Source organism: Wolbachia endosymbiont of Tettigetta isshikii (assembly GCF_041154185.1).
Lineage (GTDB): Bacteria > Pseudomonadota > Alphaproteobacteria > Rickettsiales > Anaplasmataceae > Wolbachia.
Genome location: NZ_JBFTEN010000002.1, coordinates 39174 through 57507 on the forward strand (window position 1 = coordinate 39174; position 18334 = coordinate 57507).

Annotated in this window: 13 protein-coding genes, 1 tRNA gene and 3 pseudogenes; 6 read left to right on the forward strand and 11 right to left on the reverse strand. The window is 34.6% G+C overall.

From position 1 onward, the window contains the following. The first annotated feature begins 3 nt into the window (after positions 1–3). A complete protein-coding gene (locus AB6N09_RS00835) occupies positions 4–630 on the forward strand; it encodes a TRP75-related protein (RefSeq protein WP_411131075.1) in 627 nt (208 codons plus the stop codon). 16 nt (positions 631–646) lie between these two features. Continuing rightward, the gene (gene ispG / locus AB6N09_RS00840; RefSeq protein ID WP_411131076.1) at positions 647–1921 is read left to right on the forward strand and encodes a flavodoxin-dependent (E)-4-hydroxy-3-methylbut-2-enyl-diphosphate synthase; all 1275 of its coding nucleotides are present in this window, start codon (positions 647–649) and stop codon (positions 1919–1921) included. A gap of 342 nt (positions 1922–2263) precedes the next feature. Here ispG and dapA read toward each other — a convergent pair. The 9 genes and pseudogenes from dapA to AB6N09_RS00885 form a co-directional block, all read right to left on the reverse strand. Next, a pseudogene (gene dapA, locus AB6N09_RS00845) lies at positions 2264–3197 on the reverse strand (4-hydroxy-tetrahydrodipicolinate synthase). 9 nt (positions 3198–3206) lie between these two features. Further along, positions 3207–3689, reverse strand: a complete 483-nt coding sequence (gene ssb / locus AB6N09_RS00850; RefSeq protein WP_411131077.1) for a single-stranded DNA-binding protein — start codon at positions 3687–3689, stop codon at positions 3207–3209. A 61-nt stretch (positions 3690–3750) separates the two neighbouring features. Further along, a tRNA-Arg gene (locus tag AB6N09_RS00855) sits at positions 3751–3824 on the reverse strand. A gap of 12 nt (positions 3825–3836) precedes the next feature. Next, positions 3837–4651: pseudogene (locus AB6N09_RS00860) on the reverse strand (hypothetical protein). A gap of 4 nt (positions 4652–4655) precedes the next feature. Continuing rightward, complete coding sequence (locus tag AB6N09_RS00865) at positions 4656–5264, reverse strand: hypothetical protein (RefSeq protein ID WP_411131079.1); 609 nt, start codon at positions 5262–5264, stop codon at positions 4656–4658. A gap of 4 nt (positions 5265–5268) precedes the next feature. Next, complete coding sequence (locus tag AB6N09_RS00870) at positions 5269–6708, reverse strand: hypothetical protein (protein ID WP_411131080.1); 1440 nt, start codon at positions 6706–6708, stop codon at positions 5269–5271. 298 nt (positions 6709–7006) lie between these two features. Further along, entirely contained in the window at positions 7007–8227 is a 1221-nt protein-coding gene (locus tag AB6N09_RS00875) for a heme biosynthesis protein HemY (RefSeq protein ID WP_411131081.1), read from the reverse strand. Continuing rightward, positions 8224–8955 (reverse strand): hypothetical protein, encoded by a 732-nt coding sequence (locus AB6N09_RS00880; protein ID WP_411131082.1) that lies wholly within the window; start codon positions 8953–8955, stop codon positions 8224–8226. Before AB6N09_RS00880 ends, AB6N09_RS00875 begins: the two co-directional genes overlap by 4 nt. Continuing rightward, positions 8948–10177, reverse strand: coding sequence for a lipoprotein-releasing ABC transporter permease subunit (locus AB6N09_RS00885; protein ID WP_411131083.1), 1230 nt, complete (start codon positions 10175–10177; stop codon positions 8948–8950). The genes AB6N09_RS00880 and AB6N09_RS00885 overlap by 8 nt, the downstream gene beginning before the upstream one ends. 837 nt (positions 10178–11014) lie before the next feature. Here AB6N09_RS00885 and AB6N09_RS00890 point away from each other — a divergent pair. From AB6N09_RS00890 to rho, 4 genes are all read left to right on the forward strand, one after another. Beyond that, positions 11015–11722 (forward strand): uroporphyrinogen-III synthase, encoded by a 708-nt coding sequence (locus tag AB6N09_RS00890; protein WP_411131084.1) that lies wholly within the window; start codon positions 11015–11017, stop codon positions 11720–11722. Beyond that, positions 11722–12546, forward strand: coding sequence for an exodeoxyribonuclease III (locus AB6N09_RS00895; RefSeq protein ID WP_411131085.1), 825 nt, complete (start codon positions 11722–11724; stop codon positions 12544–12546). Before AB6N09_RS00890 ends, AB6N09_RS00895 begins: the two co-directional genes overlap by 1 nt. A gap of 622 nt (positions 12547–13168) precedes the next feature. Then, positions 13169–13756, forward strand: coding sequence for a cell cycle transcriptional regulator TrcR (locus AB6N09_RS00900; RefSeq protein ID WP_411131086.1), 588 nt, complete (start codon positions 13169–13171; stop codon positions 13754–13756). Positions 13757–13960: 204 nt separating this feature from the next. Then, on the forward strand, positions 13961–15376 hold the full coding sequence (rho, locus tag AB6N09_RS00905) for a transcription termination factor Rho (RefSeq protein WP_411131087.1): 1416 nt from the start codon (positions 13961–13963) through the stop codon (positions 15374–15376). Positions 15377–15425: 49 nt separating this feature from the next. Here the strand turns inward: rho and gatB are convergent, their stop codons facing one another. Next, on the reverse strand, positions 15426–16856 hold the full coding sequence (gatB, locus tag AB6N09_RS00910; RefSeq protein WP_411131110.1) for an Asp-tRNA(Asn)/Glu-tRNA(Gln) amidotransferase subunit GatB: 1431 nt from the start codon (positions 16854–16856) through the stop codon (positions 15426–15428). A 473-nt stretch (positions 16857–17329) separates the two neighbouring features. Then, positions 17330–17981 (reverse strand): annotated as a pseudogene (locus AB6N09_RS00915) (hypothetical protein). Positions 17982–18334: the final 353 nt, after the last annotated feature.

Sequence of the window (18334 nt, forward strand, 5' to 3'; positions counted from 1 at the left end):
CATATGCTTAGGGTTTTTTCTAAAGTTTTATTTATATTAATGTTTTTGGGTTTTAGTCTTTTTATTTCACATGATACTCCAGCTAAATCTAAGGTGAAACTTAGTAAGAAATATGTACCACAAGGTAATCCTGGCGGTACAAACTTTCATGAAGATGAGGATTTTGCTGAGTCATACAGACTATATGAAAAGCGCAGGGAACTCCTAAAGAAAAAAAAGTTGCAAGGCCGAGCTAATGCTAACATAGACAAAGAAAACCTAGCCAAGAAATTAAAAGAAAAAAAAATTGCTCTCCTCAGTAATAAACCAAGTGACATGGAAGCTTGTATAGTCGAAGATGGAGAGGATGCTATGGTAAATCAGCATGGCATCAATATCACACGCCTGAAAGGAGCTGTATTCATAGATCAAGCTCAATATGAAGGTGAGCAACTTGAAAGCAAACGGCATGAAGGAAAAAAGGCTACTACAACACGAGAGAAAAAAATCTCTCCTATAAATGTTACTATAAAAGACACTCCATCAAAAAAAACATGCTCGCGTGATTCCATTGCCGATCTAAATAATGTGACGCAGCACAGCTTAAACGGTTCGGATTCATTTGGAAGTGTAGCTGATACAGCAAAATAGGTTAGTCGTTAATGACATGTTGAATGAGGATTTGGTAGATTATAACTTGAGTGATGAACCCATCTCTCGACATAAGACTCATACTGTAAAAGTTGGACAAGTGAAGATAGGTGGAAATAATCCTATAGTTGTTCAATCCATGACACTTGGTGTACACATAGATCCTAGCGACATAAAAAGCAGTGCTAAGCAATATACAAAAGAAGTAATAGAACTAGCGCATGCGGGTTCGGAGTTGGTGAGAATTGCTTTGAATTCAGAGGAAGTAGCAAAAGCAATACCTTATATAGTAGAAGAGTTAAATAAAGGAGGTTTCGATAGTAAGATACTGGTAGGTTGTGGGCAATATGAGGTGGACAGACTAGTTCATGATTATCCAGACAACATCAAAATGCTGGGTAAAATTAGGATAAATCCAGGCAATATAGGCTTTGGCGAAAAACGTGATGAAAAATTTGAAAGGGTTATAGAGTATGCAATAAAGCATGACATTCCGATTAGAATTGGAGTAAATTGGGGCAGCCTTGATAAGTACCTTTTACAAAAACTAATGGATGAGAACTCCTTCTCTAGTAATCCAAAACCTTCTAATGTTATATTGCGCAAGGCACTTGTAGTGTCAGCTCTGAGCAATGCACAGAAGGCTGAAGAAATTGGCCTCAGCACGGATAAAATAATCATTTCGTGTAAGGTTAGTAGAGTGCAAGATTTAATCTCAGTTTACACAGCGCTTGCAAAATCTTCCGATTATGCTTTGCACTTGGGCTTAACTGAAGCTGGTATGGGCAACAAAGGCGTGATAAATACTACGGCAGGGCTTGCTTACTTATTACAAAATGGTATTGGAGACACGATACGTGCTTCTTTAACTCAACGCCTTGGCGAATCGAGAATTAGTGAGGTAATAGCATGTCAAGAAATATTGCAGTCTATAGGTTTACGCTACTTTAATCCTCAAGTCATCTCATGTCCCGGATGTGGACGCACAAATAGCGATCGTTTTCGGGTATTAACTGAAGAAGTAAATGATTACATAAAAATTCGCATGCCGACCTGGAAGAAACAAAATCCAGGTGTGGAGCATATGAGTATTGCTGTTATGGGATGCATCGTAAATGGCCATGGAGAGAGTAAACACGCAAATTTGGGAATAAGCTTACCAGGATATGGAGAAAAGTCCGTTTCAGCAGTTTATAAAGACGGCAAATACTTTAAAACTTTACAAGGCAGTAACATCTTTGGAGAATTTAAGACAATTATTGATAATTATGTGAAGAAGCATTTTACATAATCATCCAAGGGCGTTATGCCAGCGCCTCCTTCTCTTATCATTCTAGCATCCCTCCTTCCGTCATTTCAGTACTCTTTTTTTGTCATCCAAGTAGCTGACATGAGATCCAGGAATTTTATTAAGTTAGTGAGTATAAAAGTAGCTGTTTTATGATAAAATACGACGTTTTGATGATTATGGAAATGCTGGATCTCAGTATCAGCTACTTGGATGGCAGAAAAAGAAGGCACTGGGGTTTTGGTATGCTCAAATCATAATGTTCATATAGTTGTGCATCATGCGTTTGGTTTTTTACATGGTCGTACGGAAAGTCTAATAATGTTAACAAACGTTGCCTACCTGTTAGTCAATTCCTTCCTTCCAAGCATTCACTTGCCTTAATGTTTCAACGGAAGGCAAGTCTTGTGTGCTAAGTGGTAGACGGACAGTTTTGTGCTCTATGAGCCCAATATCGTGCAGGAGTGCTTTGGTAGGTATTGGGTTACTGAGAATAAATAGTGCTTTGCAGGCTTGTTGCCAAACATTTGTCGAACTTTTTGCGTCATTTTCTACCGTTTGAGCAGTTGTTTTTTTTCTTAGATTCCAGCGTCATGTGCTGGAATGACAGTAGGCATTGCTTAACATATTTATGCGCCACACGTGGCCAAATATTGGAAGCAACAGAGACCAGACCAGTTGCACCACAAGCAGCCATTTCAAGTATCATATTATCATCTCCACAAAAAACTTCGATGTTTGGTGCAACCTTCTTATATTCAATTAAAGTATCAATAGTGCCACTTGAATCTTTAATAGCCCAAAATTTTTCGTGGCTGGATAAGTTAAGCACAGTTTCAGCATGAAGATTTACTCCTGCTCTCGATGGAATGTTATAAAGCATAGCTGGCACACGTGCTTTCTCAAGTAGCTTTTCAAACCACAAAGTGTGTACCTTGATTCAAGGCTTTGTATAAATTAGAGTTGTCATGAGATAGCCATGAATAGGCATATCCTTGCAAAAGTCAAGCCACTTGAGAGTCTGATGTAAACTCACTCCCGGTACGCCAACCATAATTTTCATGTTTAATTCCAGCTTACACACGGATTCAACTAATGCACGTTTTTCAGAATCAGTGAGTGATAGGCCCTCAACTGTGCTACTTAGCAACACTACGCCATTTCCAGCTTCAGCCTGCATTGTAAGTAAACGCTGCAAACTGGGGTAATCTACGCTATCTCCGCTACAATTAAAAGGCGTGACACAAGCAGTCCACAGAAATGTATATAATGATTTCAATTGAAGTTATTAAAATGGTATTTCGTCATCGATTAGCTCTTCTTTTATCTCACTATCAAAATTTTCATACTGATTTTTTTGCTCTGTTTCGTTTTGCTTGTACTCACTTGGTTTATAGTCAGGGCTTGGTGCACTATTTCGTGAATCCAAGAGTGCAAGAATGCCACTAAAATTCTGCAGCAACACTTCTGTGATATATCTTTCACTACCATTTTGGTCAGTATATTTCCTAGTTCTCAAAGAACCTTCAATGTAAACTTTACTGCCTTTACGTGCAAAATCCTTGACGACTTTTACTAATCCTTCATTAAACACTACAATACTATGCCACTCTGTCTTTTCAGAGCGTATACCAGAAGACTTATCAGTCCAACTTTCAGATGTGGCTATTGAAAAACTTGCCATTTCTTTTCCGTTTTGCATAGTTCTAATTTCAGGATCCCTTCCTAAATTACCAATTAATATGACTTTGTTTATAGTACCATTGGACATAATTGTGCTTTGAATAAACTTTTTATATTATCTTATGCGAAAACACTATTGTCAAATCTAATGCGCTTGGAGGGATTTGAACCCACGGCCTTTGTCTCCGGAGGGCAACGCTCTATCCAACTGAGCTACAAGCGCACATATATTAAATTATCTAATAGATAAGCTATCTAAGTCAAATTTTTGGCCTGGATAAAACGTGAACATAACATTCCCATCATCTAAATATACATTCTGAGAATTATTCGCTCGCTTTTTAGCACTTTTTGGTCTACAGCCCATACAAAAGTTACATAGTTTTCAGTCACCAAATGAACTTTTAAATCCTTAGCATTCGAAAAAAGCCTTCCATTCACCTATATTCTCCATGTATCGGAAGAAAAGTATAAAATCGAATCTAAACTCACCACCTTACAATTAAAATTGTCTAATATCCTTTCTTCTGCAGCTCCTGAAGACCGCTGGTGAAATTTTTCCATCTCACTGACTATCTTATTAATCGATTCCTCATCAAAAAAAATGCTTTTCATATCATTGTATTGTGATAAGACGTCAGAGTCACTCTCCACTGCTTCCTTTATTATATCATCCTGATCAGTATAATTTGTTTTTCGACCGTTTATAAAGAGACACTCTTTTGCACGCAAATTTGCTATGTTAATAAAATCATCGACTTCTTGATTGCCAACTTTGAAAATGCTCTCGAAATATTTTTTTTCCATCATTACCCCATGCTTAGAGTGATGACAAACCATTTCATCATTACCTTGTTTTTCTATATATACACATAAACCCTTGCTATTTAATCCAAATATTCTGTGCTCGATAAAGTCTTCATTACCAATATATTGTCGACAAGTATATTCTTTACAAATTTCTATGCTTTCTATAATACCTTTACAGCTGCAATATACATTCACACTGAAAAACAGTAGAGTAAAAATAAAAAACAGCTTTATCTTCATTATCTCATCTATTTAGTATAGTGTACCAGTCAAAGACCATATTAGCTCTCACTATCTCTATCATATTACCATTCAAAATCTGATTCATAGTTGCAGCATCAATATTTCTCTCTTTATTCAGAACAAGAGATTTGATCGTGACATAACCAGGCAGACTTGGAATAGACTGTAAAAATAAAAAAATATGCTTATCGCTAATTGAACTGAAGTTTAGGGTAACTTCACTTTTTATCACTTTTGTATGCTCACTTTCACCGTGTAATTCAACTTCCTCAGGTATGGAAATTGATATTTCAGGTTCTAGTATGTAATATTTTTTATATAGCTTGCCAAGCTCAAAATTCAAATTTGCAATGTATCTGCTACTGTGTAAATTTGAAGAAGAAATTCTTTTCCACAAATCTAGATTTTTATTTAAAACAACTTCCTTTTTTTGGACCTCAGTGATTTGTAAATTTATAGAACGTATCTCATCAATGGCATTTTGGTTTTTACTATGGACTTTTTTGCTATAAATAACAACGTAAGTTAACGTTCCTATTAACCCAACAGATAATAACAAATAAAACAGAAGTTGAATTGCAACTCTTTTTTTTAACTGGAAGATAGTCATTAGTTTACATAGCCTCTCCTATTTTAACATCAATAGATATATTTTGCTTTTTAGTAGCAGGCAAAATAGCAATATTAATGTCATAGGTGCGAAAATTGTTGTTTAATTTTTTTTGTAGTTCCTTGTATTGATAATAAACATCTTTACCAGATTGAAAGTCAAACTTTAGAGCTGTAGTAATATAATTTTCCACCTCATTATAATTCCACTCAAATGATTGAAGTTCTACACCCTGTACTTTTAATTTTTCTACATACCTCACTTGTACAAGAGGAGAATACTCCATCTTAGATAAAATGTTATTGATGTTAATAAAATCGTAGACTTCACTTATTTTTTTCATATTATAGTTTTGGCTAAGTTTCATTAATTGATTATCTAAGGCTCCCTTCTTTGCTGATAAATTACCAGCAACGTTAAGATTCGAGTGCAAATTTAACAAATAAAGGATGTTGATTACAATTAAAATTGAAGCAAAGTATAGAAAAATTCGAGGAGAGTTCAAATAAAGGTAGTTTAATAGATAAAATTCTTTAGTTTCCTTTGTATTGAAAACAGCTGCCGGTTTATTCTTAAAACTGTGGAATAGAATTATGGTGTCGCAGAAACTGTCTTTCTCACTTACAGCTAATTCTAACCCTAGCAATTTACCCAGCTCATATGGAGTTAATATGCTCACGCTATTCTCCGAAAAACTTATAACTGATAAACTAGTCTTAATATCTTCTGGTACTACCATGCAAAGGTCGATAAGGTCGTTTTTCTTGAGGCCAAACTTAGTTAAAGACCGAATAGTATTTCGCACTTCTTGATATATTCCACCCGCAATAATCCCTGGTAGATTATCTTTAGTAAACGGCACTAAACGTGTAAATACCATTTTATTCTCTTTAAAAACCACTTGTCTATAGCCTCCAGTTTTGGTTGCAGCAACTATGATCTTCCAATTATCAGGGTCTTTATAGAAGACCTTTTTTGCCATATTATTTATTTCTATAGGAAACATTAATATTCCCTTAAAGTTAGAGCCTATCTCTATAAACACATTTAACCAATATTCCACTAAATGTTTTGCTTTTGATGAAACAAGAAGATAATACCAGTTTTGGTTAAATTTATTTGGTTGAGAAACCAAATAAACTGAGCTTATATCGTTATTGCGAGCAAAATGCTCCACCTTTGCTTTTGCTGATAGGTAAGGACTAATCCTATTTACTTTTGGAATGGACTGTAGCAAATAATTCTGATCTGCATGATTGAGCACTAGATATAAAGGTGCTTTTTCATTCGATGAAAGGCATAAACTTAGATCAGATACTGCCTTATCATTTTTGTCCTTAATGAAATATCTTTTATTTAAAGTGTTATTTTTGAAATATAATAATATTATACCTCCTTCTCCAACAGAAAGCATGAACCTACTTTTGGATTTTAAACTAAACATATTAACAGAGTGTATACTTATCCATAATTAAAAAAGCAATTTATTGAAATTTATTAAACGTTATAGGGAATATTGTTATAAATTTCTACGACAACATTATTTATATTATAATTTTTTGATAAATTTAGTACTAATATTAACCTATTTATATAACAAAATTAAGAAATTTTATTTTACAATTTTAATTGACATAAATCATTAACCTGGTTATGATTTATATAGTATTAATACGTGAGGTAAAAAAGTGGTATCTGTGCAGCTAAGCAGTGTGAGAAATGATGGCTATGTATATAAGCTACTATTGAACATAATACACACAATTAAAGCTATTACAACTTGAACACTTGTAGTCCCACTGCTTTAGCTGTTTACTACAGTTTTTACATTTCCAACATGGGTCAAGTAAAGCTTCTGGGCCCATCTTGTTTAGTAAGTGAACTGCCTCTTCATATTCTTGCAATTTAATTTTAAGCCGCACCATAATAAGGTAGATTGATATGTAATTAGCTTTTTTCATAGCAATGTCTAGATGTTGATTTGCAAGATCATACTTACCTAAGCTAATCGAAGATAAAGCAAGTAAACAATAACTAAAATAATAATCAGGACGCAAACCATATAGTTTCTCAGCACCTTTACTATTTAAACTGATGTAAATTCTTGCTGACTCAGGAGTAGGATTTACTGTATACTCTGCCTCTAGTACTGCAGAAGCTTTTCTGATTTTTCCAAGTTTAATATATAATTTCGCCTTTAAATAATTGATAGGCTGAAAAGTTGCGCAATGATTTTGTGCTCTAAATAAAGACTTTATAGCTTCCTTATAATTCCCTTTACTTTCATATTGCTTTGCTAAAGCGCAATAAAAAACTGCTAACATTTTTTTGCAATCAAAAGGAAGAAAAATATTGAACTTCGCAGCTTCCTTTAACTTCAAAATTGCGCAAGCCCAATCTTCTTGCAATATGCAATGCTCTATTTGAAAGGGAATAGACAGAATTTTATCATTAATTGAACTAGTGCAATACTCTATGAATTTTTGAAAGATTGCCCCCTCTTGCTTAAGGTGGACAATCAGTTTATTGGCCAGAAGCAGAGCTAAGTTGCGATTTTTACTTGCAATGCTTGTTAAACCGTTGCTGAAGAAGCTGTAATTTCCTACCTTACCTGAATTAAAGAGCTTTATTAAAGATAACTTATCGCTCTCCTCATTTAGATTTTTAACTAGCTTGTGAGCGTTCTCTGTATTGCCCAAATCCATGCTAAAAAGAGCTTCAAAAAGAAGCAATTCTTCTCTATCCTTTCTTCTATTTCTTATGTTGGCAAATGTTGATGAAATGGAAGAACAAAAGCGTGCAAGTATAATTAATAAAAACAATAAAAATACACAAGCAAAAATAATGAAATATAGATCAACACTTATAGTGTAACTGCCTAACTCTAATCTCATTACTTCACCGCTCACTTTGACCCATATGCCAAATAAAAAAGAGAGAGCGAAAACTATGAAGTAAATCATGAGATATATTGTAATAAGTGATGATATATTATTGAAATATTATTAGAAGCTACAATAAAACCATTTAATTTACTGAGCCATGGTTTAAATTCTGGATGTGTTAAATCTCCTATTGTAGTAGCTATGCTCTGCCAATCATTATCGTTTATTGACTCCTCAATTTCTGCCAACTTTACTCTCAATGGATCGTTTTTATCTTTTACCTTTATCCAGTTGGAAATGACTCTTTTAAAGAATGTACTCTTATTATAGTCAATAACAGCAATAGTCTTTTCAAAAGATAATTTTAACTCATGTAAAGTATCTACTTCTTTTAAACTTTCCACTTCACTCACTGCATTCTCTATCTCTGGATCGTCAAGCTCTGATATTAAAGGCTTTATTGAATTTATATGATTATCAAATCTTGCTTCTTGTAATAACGAATTCTTCATTTTAACCACAAGTAACAGCAATTTTGCGAGGTTTTTATGCCTTGGGCTACCATCATCTTGCTCACATTGAGTGTGCAGGTTTCTCTTTAGTTCAAACATCTTTTTTTCTATTCTAGATTGATTAACCTCAAGCAACATCTTGAGCTCATCTATGTTTCCCGTCAAAACCTTTATATTGTCTTCGCTTTCTTGCTGATTTATTTTTAAAAACACCATGTTATTTATTGTAATATAGCTGACAAATAATAAGACAATTAAGAACCAGCCTATGCATTTTTGCTGAGTATCATTCATACCGTAGTATCTCCGCAGGATCTTGCGCAGCTGCTTGTAATGCAGGAGCAATTGTTGCTAAAAATGACAGAAATAATGCAAGTGCAGAAATATTCACTACCTCTTGGGGAACTAATATCACTGGCAAGCTTGAAAAAAAGTATATCATAGGATCAAACAATTTAACGTTGGTGATGCTTTCTAAAAACACTCTAATATTTTCAATATTGAGAGAAAAAACAACACCTATAATACAGCCAAGACAAGTTCCTATAAAACCAATCAGTAGCCCACAAGTGCAAAATATGCGCATAATGCTTCCAGTTGTTGCACCAAATGTACGCATGATTGCAATTGCAGATTTCTTTTCTTGCACTATCATCATTAAATTTGAAACAATATTGAATGCTGCCACAATTATAATCAAAGTGAGAATTAAAAACATCACATTTCTTTCAGTCTTTAAAGCATTAAAATAGTGGCTTTGTTGTAATTGCCAACTTTCAGCTTCCATTCCTGTTTCTTTTTCTATAGCATTTGCTAGCTCATTAGCCTTAGTAATGTCATCTACAAATACCTCTATGTTTCTTATACTGTCTTTATAATTAAAAAAAGCCTGTGCTGATTTTATGGGCATATACATTAAAGTATTATCATACTCAAACATACCAATATCAAATATTGCGATAACCTCATATTCTTTCATTCTCGGCATTTCACCAAACAATGTATCAAATCCTTCAGGTGATATAAGCACAATTTTATTGCCACAGTCAATGTTCAAAGCTTCTGCTAATCTCGCCCCTATTATCACCCCTTCATCAAATTTTTTTACATTACCCACAATTACATTATTTGTAACAGTAGTATTATTAAATAAATCTTTAACTGATACGCCTCGCACCACGCTACCTGTAATTTTACCATTTGCTGCAATGATAACTTGGTCACTGGTCATAGGAGTTGATTTCAATACACCTGGAATCTTCTCAATAGATTTTGATACTGCATGATAATCTGAATTTATGTTTCTATCGAAATAAACATTAACATGGCCATCAATGCCAAGTATTGAGTCAAGCAACTTTCCCCTAAATCCGTTCATTACAGACGTCACCACTATTAGCGTTGCAACTCCAAGAGCAATGCCAATAATAGAAAACAAAGTCATGATAGAGCAAAACCTGGCATTTTTTGCCCGCAAATAGCAAACAGCCATGATAACTTCAAAGGCAATGGACATTACGAAATATTTTGAAGTTAAACATTATACTCCTGAGATTTCATATAATTGTAGACTTTTCTTCACTTAAAAACTAGTAATTTTTATTTCTTGAAATTTAAAATGCTCATAGAGTATCTCTAGATCCTGCTTACGGTAGCTATAAGAAATTCACTGAAAAAAGGCAAAAGAAGCCTTAGCCATTGTTTATTTTCAGTATTGGCGTTTTTTTAAGTCTTAAACGCTGCAATTGAGCGACTTTTAAACTGCAACAGACCCTTAGCTTAAGTGCTAAGAAACTTACTAAACAGAAAAAAAGACAAAAGAATCCCGTGGTAGAAGTTGCTCACTCTCTAATCCTGCAAATTGGCGTACTATACTGTCTTGAACGACTTATAAGCGCGTTTCAGCTTATATAGGGAAAAACCTAGAAGTCTAGGTGAAATTAATAAAGACATAAGGTGCACATAGTGCAAAAAATTAAACATAAGACGCCAACCTTAATACTCTTGTCGTTTAATCTACACAGATAAAGATAACTGAATACCTCCAGTACTATAATAAGGGTAACGGCGAAAGTTGTTAAGTAGTTTTTTCGCATATGCTAAAACTGGTTTGATGTGTGAGTTGACAAGAAAAGTCGTATTTAGGCAAATAATATTCTACTTTAGATGTATGGTCCAGTAATTCCTCCTTTGATGGTATTTTTTCCTCACACTTTATTATACCCTGGAACTGTACATCTGAGACTTCAGTGAGGCCCAGAATTGATGATAAGAAATATAATCTGCTTAAAAATTTTTATTCAGTAATTTTTTTATAAAGGTATTATTTTTACCTGTAGTAAAGTAGATTAGAATGAAGTCTATCTTGTTGACTAGGCCTTTATCAGACTCACTGGATACGAGAAGTGCGCTGAGGAAATATGGGTATAAAGTATATATAGAGCCAGTATTCACAATAAAATATCTGCAGCCTGATATATCTGCACATGAATTTGATGTGGTAATATCCACAAGTAAAAACAGCGTGAAAGCATTTAGCCAAATATGCAAGGTAGATGACCTTCCAATCATTACAGTTGGTAGCTCAACGATGCAAACTGCAAAGGATTTAGGGTTCTCTGATATCATATCAGCAGACAGTAATGTTGAGGGTCTGATATCATTTATAAAAAATAACTATTCAATAGCAGTAAAGTTCCTATACATCAGGGGACAGGAAATATCATGCGATTTGAAAAAAAGGTTATCTGAAGAAGGTTTTAACGTAAGAGAAGTTATACTCTACAAGACAATTATTAAAAGGAATCTAACCCACAGGTACAAAAATTTGTTATCAGGTAGTAAAATCGATAGTGTTGCTTTTTTTTCTTCACAGACAGCAAGAATATTCTGTTCTTTAGTTTCAAAAAGTGGCCTATCTCATGCAATGAGCGACATAGTTGCATACGCTATGAGTAAGAATATTGCTGATAGTTTAAAATCAATCAAATGGAAAAAAGTCATAACATCGAGGCTACCTACTAAAGAGAGTTTAATTGATATGATTAATAAGGATTGCTGATGATAAAAATTGCCACTTGGAATGTCAACTCTATACGCAAAAGAGTTGAGCAGCTCTGTAGTTTCATAATTGATAGTCAGATAGATATAATTCTGCTGCAAGAAATAAAGTGTACGGAAGAGCAATTTCCTTATGCGGAAATAGAGAAGCTCGGGTATGAATGCGCTGTCTATGGGCAAGTTGCAAGAAATGGTGTTTGTGTTTTATCTAAACATCCAATACTAGAAAAATTGAAAATTGACATTGTAGAAGGCTATCAAGAAGCGCGTTATATAGAGTGCAAAGTAAAGCACAATAATCAGAAGATAAGAGTAGGAAGCGTATACGTTCCAAATGGTCAAAGCCCAGATTCTGACACGTTTGCGTATAAACTCAAGTTTTTCGATAACCTATACGAAAGAATGGGCTATTTGTTGAAGAATGAGGAGCTAACTATTATAGCCGGCGACTACAATGTTGCACCGAATGAAATTGACGTTTTTGACCAAATTTTATTGAATGGTCAAGTGTGTTTTCATATAAAAGAACGCGAGAAATTAAGGGCAATCCTGAATCTTGGGTTTAAAGACGCATTTAGGACATCCAACCCAAACTTACAGCAGTTTACTTGGTGGCACTATCAAGACAATTCACTAAGAAATAATCAAGGAATGCGAATAGATCATGTGCTGCTATCACCGCAAGCTATTGATAGGTTGGAAACGTGTTATATAGATAGCAGGCTGCGCAAGCTGGAAGGCCCATCCGACCATACACCCGTTGTGTGTATTATGAATCCCCAAGTTGAAGAAAAAACGCGGCTGCACAATAGATTTATCGCATAACAAATTTTTGACATAGCATTGGTATTCAATAGAAACAAAAAACTACTTGACAACCTTCGCCGTTACCACTATAGTAGTACTAAGGGTATTTCTAACTTAAAACTTGTTTTTGATCTGCAGGCTCAATGACAAAATTCAGTAAAAAACCATGGTGTTTTTGGCGGATTGTATCAAATTATAGCGTCTGCATGTCTTTTTCATTTTTTCTACATTCAGCCAAATTGCACTTGAACTAAGCGTCAGTAAATTATTATAGCGGCAATTTAAAGTATTATAGAGTCAAAACTCGCCATTCGGGGTTTCTTTGCCTTTTTCTCCATTTGGTAAACTTCTTAAATATTTATTACTAAAGTAGTATCCTAGATCCCGGTATCAAGTACTGGGATGACAAGAAAAAGAGATGCTGAGATGACAAAAAGGCTACTTGGAGACACTACTATAAAGTGACATTAGATTCCAGCGTCAAGCATTCTGCGACGTTCACCTGTGTTTCTCCTAAAAACTCCCTACCATAATGCAAGAGATCTATTTAGTGATAAAATTAATGCTTTTTTAATTTTAATGGCTTATATTTTAGCTCTAAATAACGACAACGAATATTTTAAATGGGAGATGCTTTTTGATGTCAACAGAACTTTCTAAGGGCAATGATAAAAATAAACAATTTCTCATGCAAATTGCTGCTTGGCTAGTAGACAATACTGCTTTAACTTTTAATCAAATAGCGCAATGCTGTAAGTTAACTCTTGAAGAAGTGCAGAATATAGCTGATGAGGAAATAGATGTTGAAAGATTTAATCCTATTATTTCTGGAATAATAACTGAAAAAGAAATTGATAACTGTAAAAAAAAACCAAGTCGTATCCCAAGTTTGGTTGCAAAAAATGTAAAAAAAAGGAGTAAATCAAGCGGCAATGCTTCCGGCCTTGCTTCTCCGGCAAGGCGTAGAGATAAACCTGATGCGATTTATTATTTAATAAAAAAGCTTCCTATTTTGGACAATAATGTTATAGCTAAATTGATTAGTACAACAAATTGTACAGTGGAGCAGGTAAGGGATGGGTCTCACTATAATATGCAAAATATAAAACCTCAAGATCCTGTACTGCTAGGCTTATGCAGTCAAGAAAATTTGGAAACAGAAATAGAAAAAGCAAAAATAAAAGAAGAGAAACAAGAAAGGTTAAGAAATATAAAGGAAAATTATTAAAGTCTCTCAGATTGTTTATCTATTTTCATATCTTATTAATATTAAATTAACTTGACTTGTTAGTGTTTATTGGTATAATGGTAGGTAAAGTATGTAGCTTAATGGCAATTGAGTTTAATACTTCCTAAAGATTAGTTTAGCCTAATTATTATCTTGTAGTCACATTTTAGGTTAGTAAGAATCAATTAAAATTTTTGGAGGACTATGGTAACAATCAATGAGGATGTTTTAGCAAAAGCAAAGATTTCAGCTGAATTAGAATCAGCAAAAACAAGTGAGCAAATTTCCAACAACGATGTGGTAAAACAAACAACAAATAAAGGTGTAAAAGAAAACAAAAAAGCACTAGATCTGAGTGAACTGAGAAAAAAAACAGCAGAAGAATTATTGGATCTAGCTGAAGAAAGGAAAATTTCAACTAATGGTAAAGGTAATGGCAGAATGCTGAAACAGGAGATGATATTCAGCTTAATGAAGAAAATGAGCGAAGAAGGAGGCACTACTACAGGAAGCGGAATAGTAGAAATATTACCTGATGGTTTCGGTTTTTTACGCTCAGCAAGTGCTAATTATGCTCCGAGTACTGACGATGTGTATATTTCCAATGGACAGATAAAAAAGTTCAATTTGCGTACAGGGGACATGGTATGTGGGGAAATTAGGCCACCTAGTGATAAGGAAAGATATTTTACTTTAACTAAGGTTCAAAGTATAAACTCTACTAAAGTAAGTGAGCTAAGAAAATACGTCCACTTTGACAACTTGCTTCCTCTTTACCCAGAAGAAAGGTTGATTCTTGAAAACAACAGCTGTGTAGATAATAAAAAAGATATAAGTATGCGAGCTGCGGATATAGTTGCGCCTATTGGAAAAGGACAAAGAGCATTAATAGTTGCTCCACCCCGCACAGGAAAAACGATATTGCTCCAGCAAATGGCTCATTCTATAGCTACAAATCATCCAGAAATAGAATTAATAGTATTGCTTATAGATGAAAGACCTGAAGAAGTGACAGATATGATGCGTTCTGTAAAGGGTGAGGTAGTGAGTTCTACATTCGATGAGCCTGCTTACCGCCATGTACAGCTTGCTGAAATAGTGATAGAAAAAGCTAAAAGAATGGTTGAGCATAAAAAGGATGTTGTAATTTTGCTCGACTCTATAACCCGTCTTGCACGCGCTTATAATGCGGTCATTCCTTCGTCTGGAAAAGTTCTAACTGGTGGTGTAGATTCAAATGCGCTGCAGAGACCAAAACGCTTTTTCGGAGCAGCTCGCAACATTGAAAATGGTGGTTCTTTGACAATAATTGCTACTGCTCTTGTAGAAACTGGTTCAAAAATGGATGAAGTTATTTTTGAAGAGTTTAAAGGTACGGGTAATGCTGAGGTTATACTTGATAGAAAACTTGCTGATAAGCGAATATTTCCAGCTATTGACATTACAAAATCTGGAACTAGAAAAGAGGAGCTATTAATTGATAAGGCTATATTGAATAAGATATGGGTGTTGCGTAGGATACTTAATCCTATGGGATCTGTTGAAGCAATGGAGTTTTTACGCGATAAATTGCTTTTAACAAAGAGTAATGCTGACTTTTTCAACTCTATGAACAATTAAATATCAACGTCAAGGGGCAAGGTTTTTTGCCCCTCCAGTGAGATAAAATTTAGGAATTCAATCTTAGCTTTTTACTTAAAATCAAATTCACAACATCAGGGCTAGCTTTTCCTTTTGTAAGTTTCATGACTTCGCCAACAAAGAATCCGTATAATTTTGTTTTACCGCTTTTGTACTCTTGAACTTTATCTTGGTTGTCATTGATGATCTTGTCGATAACTTCAGATATTTGACCTTTATCGGTTATTTGCTTTAGATCCTGCTCTTCTATAATTAAAGACGCCGGTTTGCCAGTTTCAAACATAATATCAAAAACTTGCTTGCCAAGTTTAGCAGAGATTGTTCCATCAACGATAAAATCCAAGAGCTCGGACAAGGCGTTTGCTTTGATCGGAGAGCTCACAATATCAATACCTGCTTTATTCAAATGACCAAAAAGTTCTACAGTGAGCCAAGTAATGGCGAGCTTTGAATCATGCTTTTTTATCAATTCTTCAAAATAATCAGCAATTGCCTTATCGGAAGTAATGACGTCTGCATCGTATTCGTTGATACCTAACTCTTTAATATATCGCAGCTTCTTTTGGTCTGGCAACTCAGGCAAAGATGACTTGATAAGATCGATTTTGTCCTGGCTTATTTCAACAGGCAACAAATCAGGTTCAGGAAAATATCTGTAATCGCTTGCATCTTCTTTATTTCGCATCACTTTTGTTTTCCCCAAAGCGACATCAAACAATAAAGTATCTTGACTTATTTCTCCCCCACTTTCCAAAATTTCAATCTGCCTTTGTATTTCATAATCTATAGCCTGCGTAATATAACGTATTGAATTTAGGTTTTTTATTTCGCAACGAGTGCCAAATGTGCTGCTGCCTTTTGGACGCACAGAAACATTTGCATCACAACGAAGTGATCCCTTCTCCATATCACCATCACATGAGCCAATGTAACGTAAAATCTGCCTCAATTTTTTCATAAATTCTGCAGCTTCTGCAGATGACTGGAGGTCCGGCTTCGAAACAATTTCCATTAAAGCAACCCCTGCGCGGTTTAAATCCACATAAGTTTTGCTCTCTTCATGAACGCTCTTTCCTGCATCTTGCTCCAGATGAATTCTCGCAATTCTTATTTCTTTTTCATTATTGTTGATAAACACTCTACCGTTCCTAACTATCGGCTCAAAGAACTGAGTTATCTGATAACCTTGCGGTAAATCAGGATAAAAATAATTTTTTCGGTCGAAGTAAGAACACTTATTAATTTCCGCAGAAAGCGCGAGACCGGTGCGTATTGCCTGCTCTATGGAGTAGTAATTTAGTATTGGCAATGTGCCAGGCATTGCCGCATCAACTAGGGAAACTTGAGTATTATGTTCAGCACCAAACTCAGTTGATGAGCTAGAAAATAGCTTTGCCTTAGAATAAACCTGAGCGTGCACCTCAAGCCCAATTACCGCCTCCCAATTTTCTTTTGTCATGCATTCAATCCAAGTGATAATCTCAATATTCTGCAAAATTAGCACAAAAAGTCAAAACAAAACTCATGTTTTTATACCTTTATCTTAACTTTTTAACCTGTGATTTAAGAGCAGTGTGTACCAAGAATGCAAAAACTACTTGACAAATTCTTTCAACCCCAGTACTATAGTACTTGAGCTATTATTTATCTTCAGTCTGTTCAGATTAAACGACAAGAGTATTAAGGTTGGCGTCTCATGTTTAATTTTTCGCACTATGTGCACTGCATGTCTTTTTAAAACTTCTGGTTTTTTACCTATACAAGATGAAACGCGCTTATAAGTCGTTTAAGACATAAAAAACGCCAATGTTATAAGATAGATAGTGAATAACTAGCTACTCGGCGTTTCTTTTGCTTTTTTTTCACTTAGTAAATTTCTTAAATATTTATTACTAAAATAGTATCCTAGATTGCATGTGAGCAGTCTGTTGTTTACCCATTTAGAATAAAGTCTAGTGTCACTTCATACCAAATATGGTAATGTTTGGCAGGTAAGCCAGTTATTGAGCTACATTTATATGCTGCACGCATTGCACTATCTGCTATTGACCTGAAAAGTGGATTACTTTTGTAGGAACTACTGTCTGCTACATCAGCCATAATTATTTCACCTTGATTGGATAATAATAGATTGATTTTTATACTAAAATTCTCTTTGTAAGCTATGCTTTCAGGGATACTCCAACATTTTGTGAGCTTGTCTCTTATAGAATTGATAATTTCTGCTACAACTAACTCGTTCTTTTTGCTCTCAAAACTCTTTTCGCTTTTTATTTCATTCTCTGTTTCTCTAGGCTTTACTGCATCTTTCAGCTTTGTATCTACACCTTTTTTTCTTTTTAGAATTGGGCTGCTTTCGTCGATATTAACTTCTTCTTGCATTTCTATGATTTGCCTTGGTTGTGCCTGTTTGTTTCATAACATCGGTACTCAGTTGCTTAATTATCTTTTTTTTCCTTTGTGGTGTGGGGACAAATTCCGCTGTTGACGTATCGTTTGTTTGGGCCTCTATTGAAGGTAACAAAAAAAATGAAAGACAAAATAAAGACAAAAAAAGAACATAGTTAGAACAAAGAAAGCGCATGTGTTGAAACCTATTTTACTGGTTTAAAGCTAATATTGTACATAAAGTCAATATATTTTGAAGTTATTGTAGCAGATTTAAGCTTAGCCAGCGTTTGCTGGCGATGTGGCTTGAGAAAACGTTGGCCACGAAAACAGATTACGCGAAAAGCTTAATATGCTTCTTCTTTGCCCAATGGAGTAAGTGTGTTGCTACTAGTAAGCAGATACTTAATATTGATATATAAGAAAATTTGAAAGCTAAATCTCTAATGTATATCGATAAGCATTTACCTGCGGGGAATTTGTATAGTAACCCAATATACACAACAGTACTGTCAACTACTGATGCTATAATAAAAGCAATGAAATTTG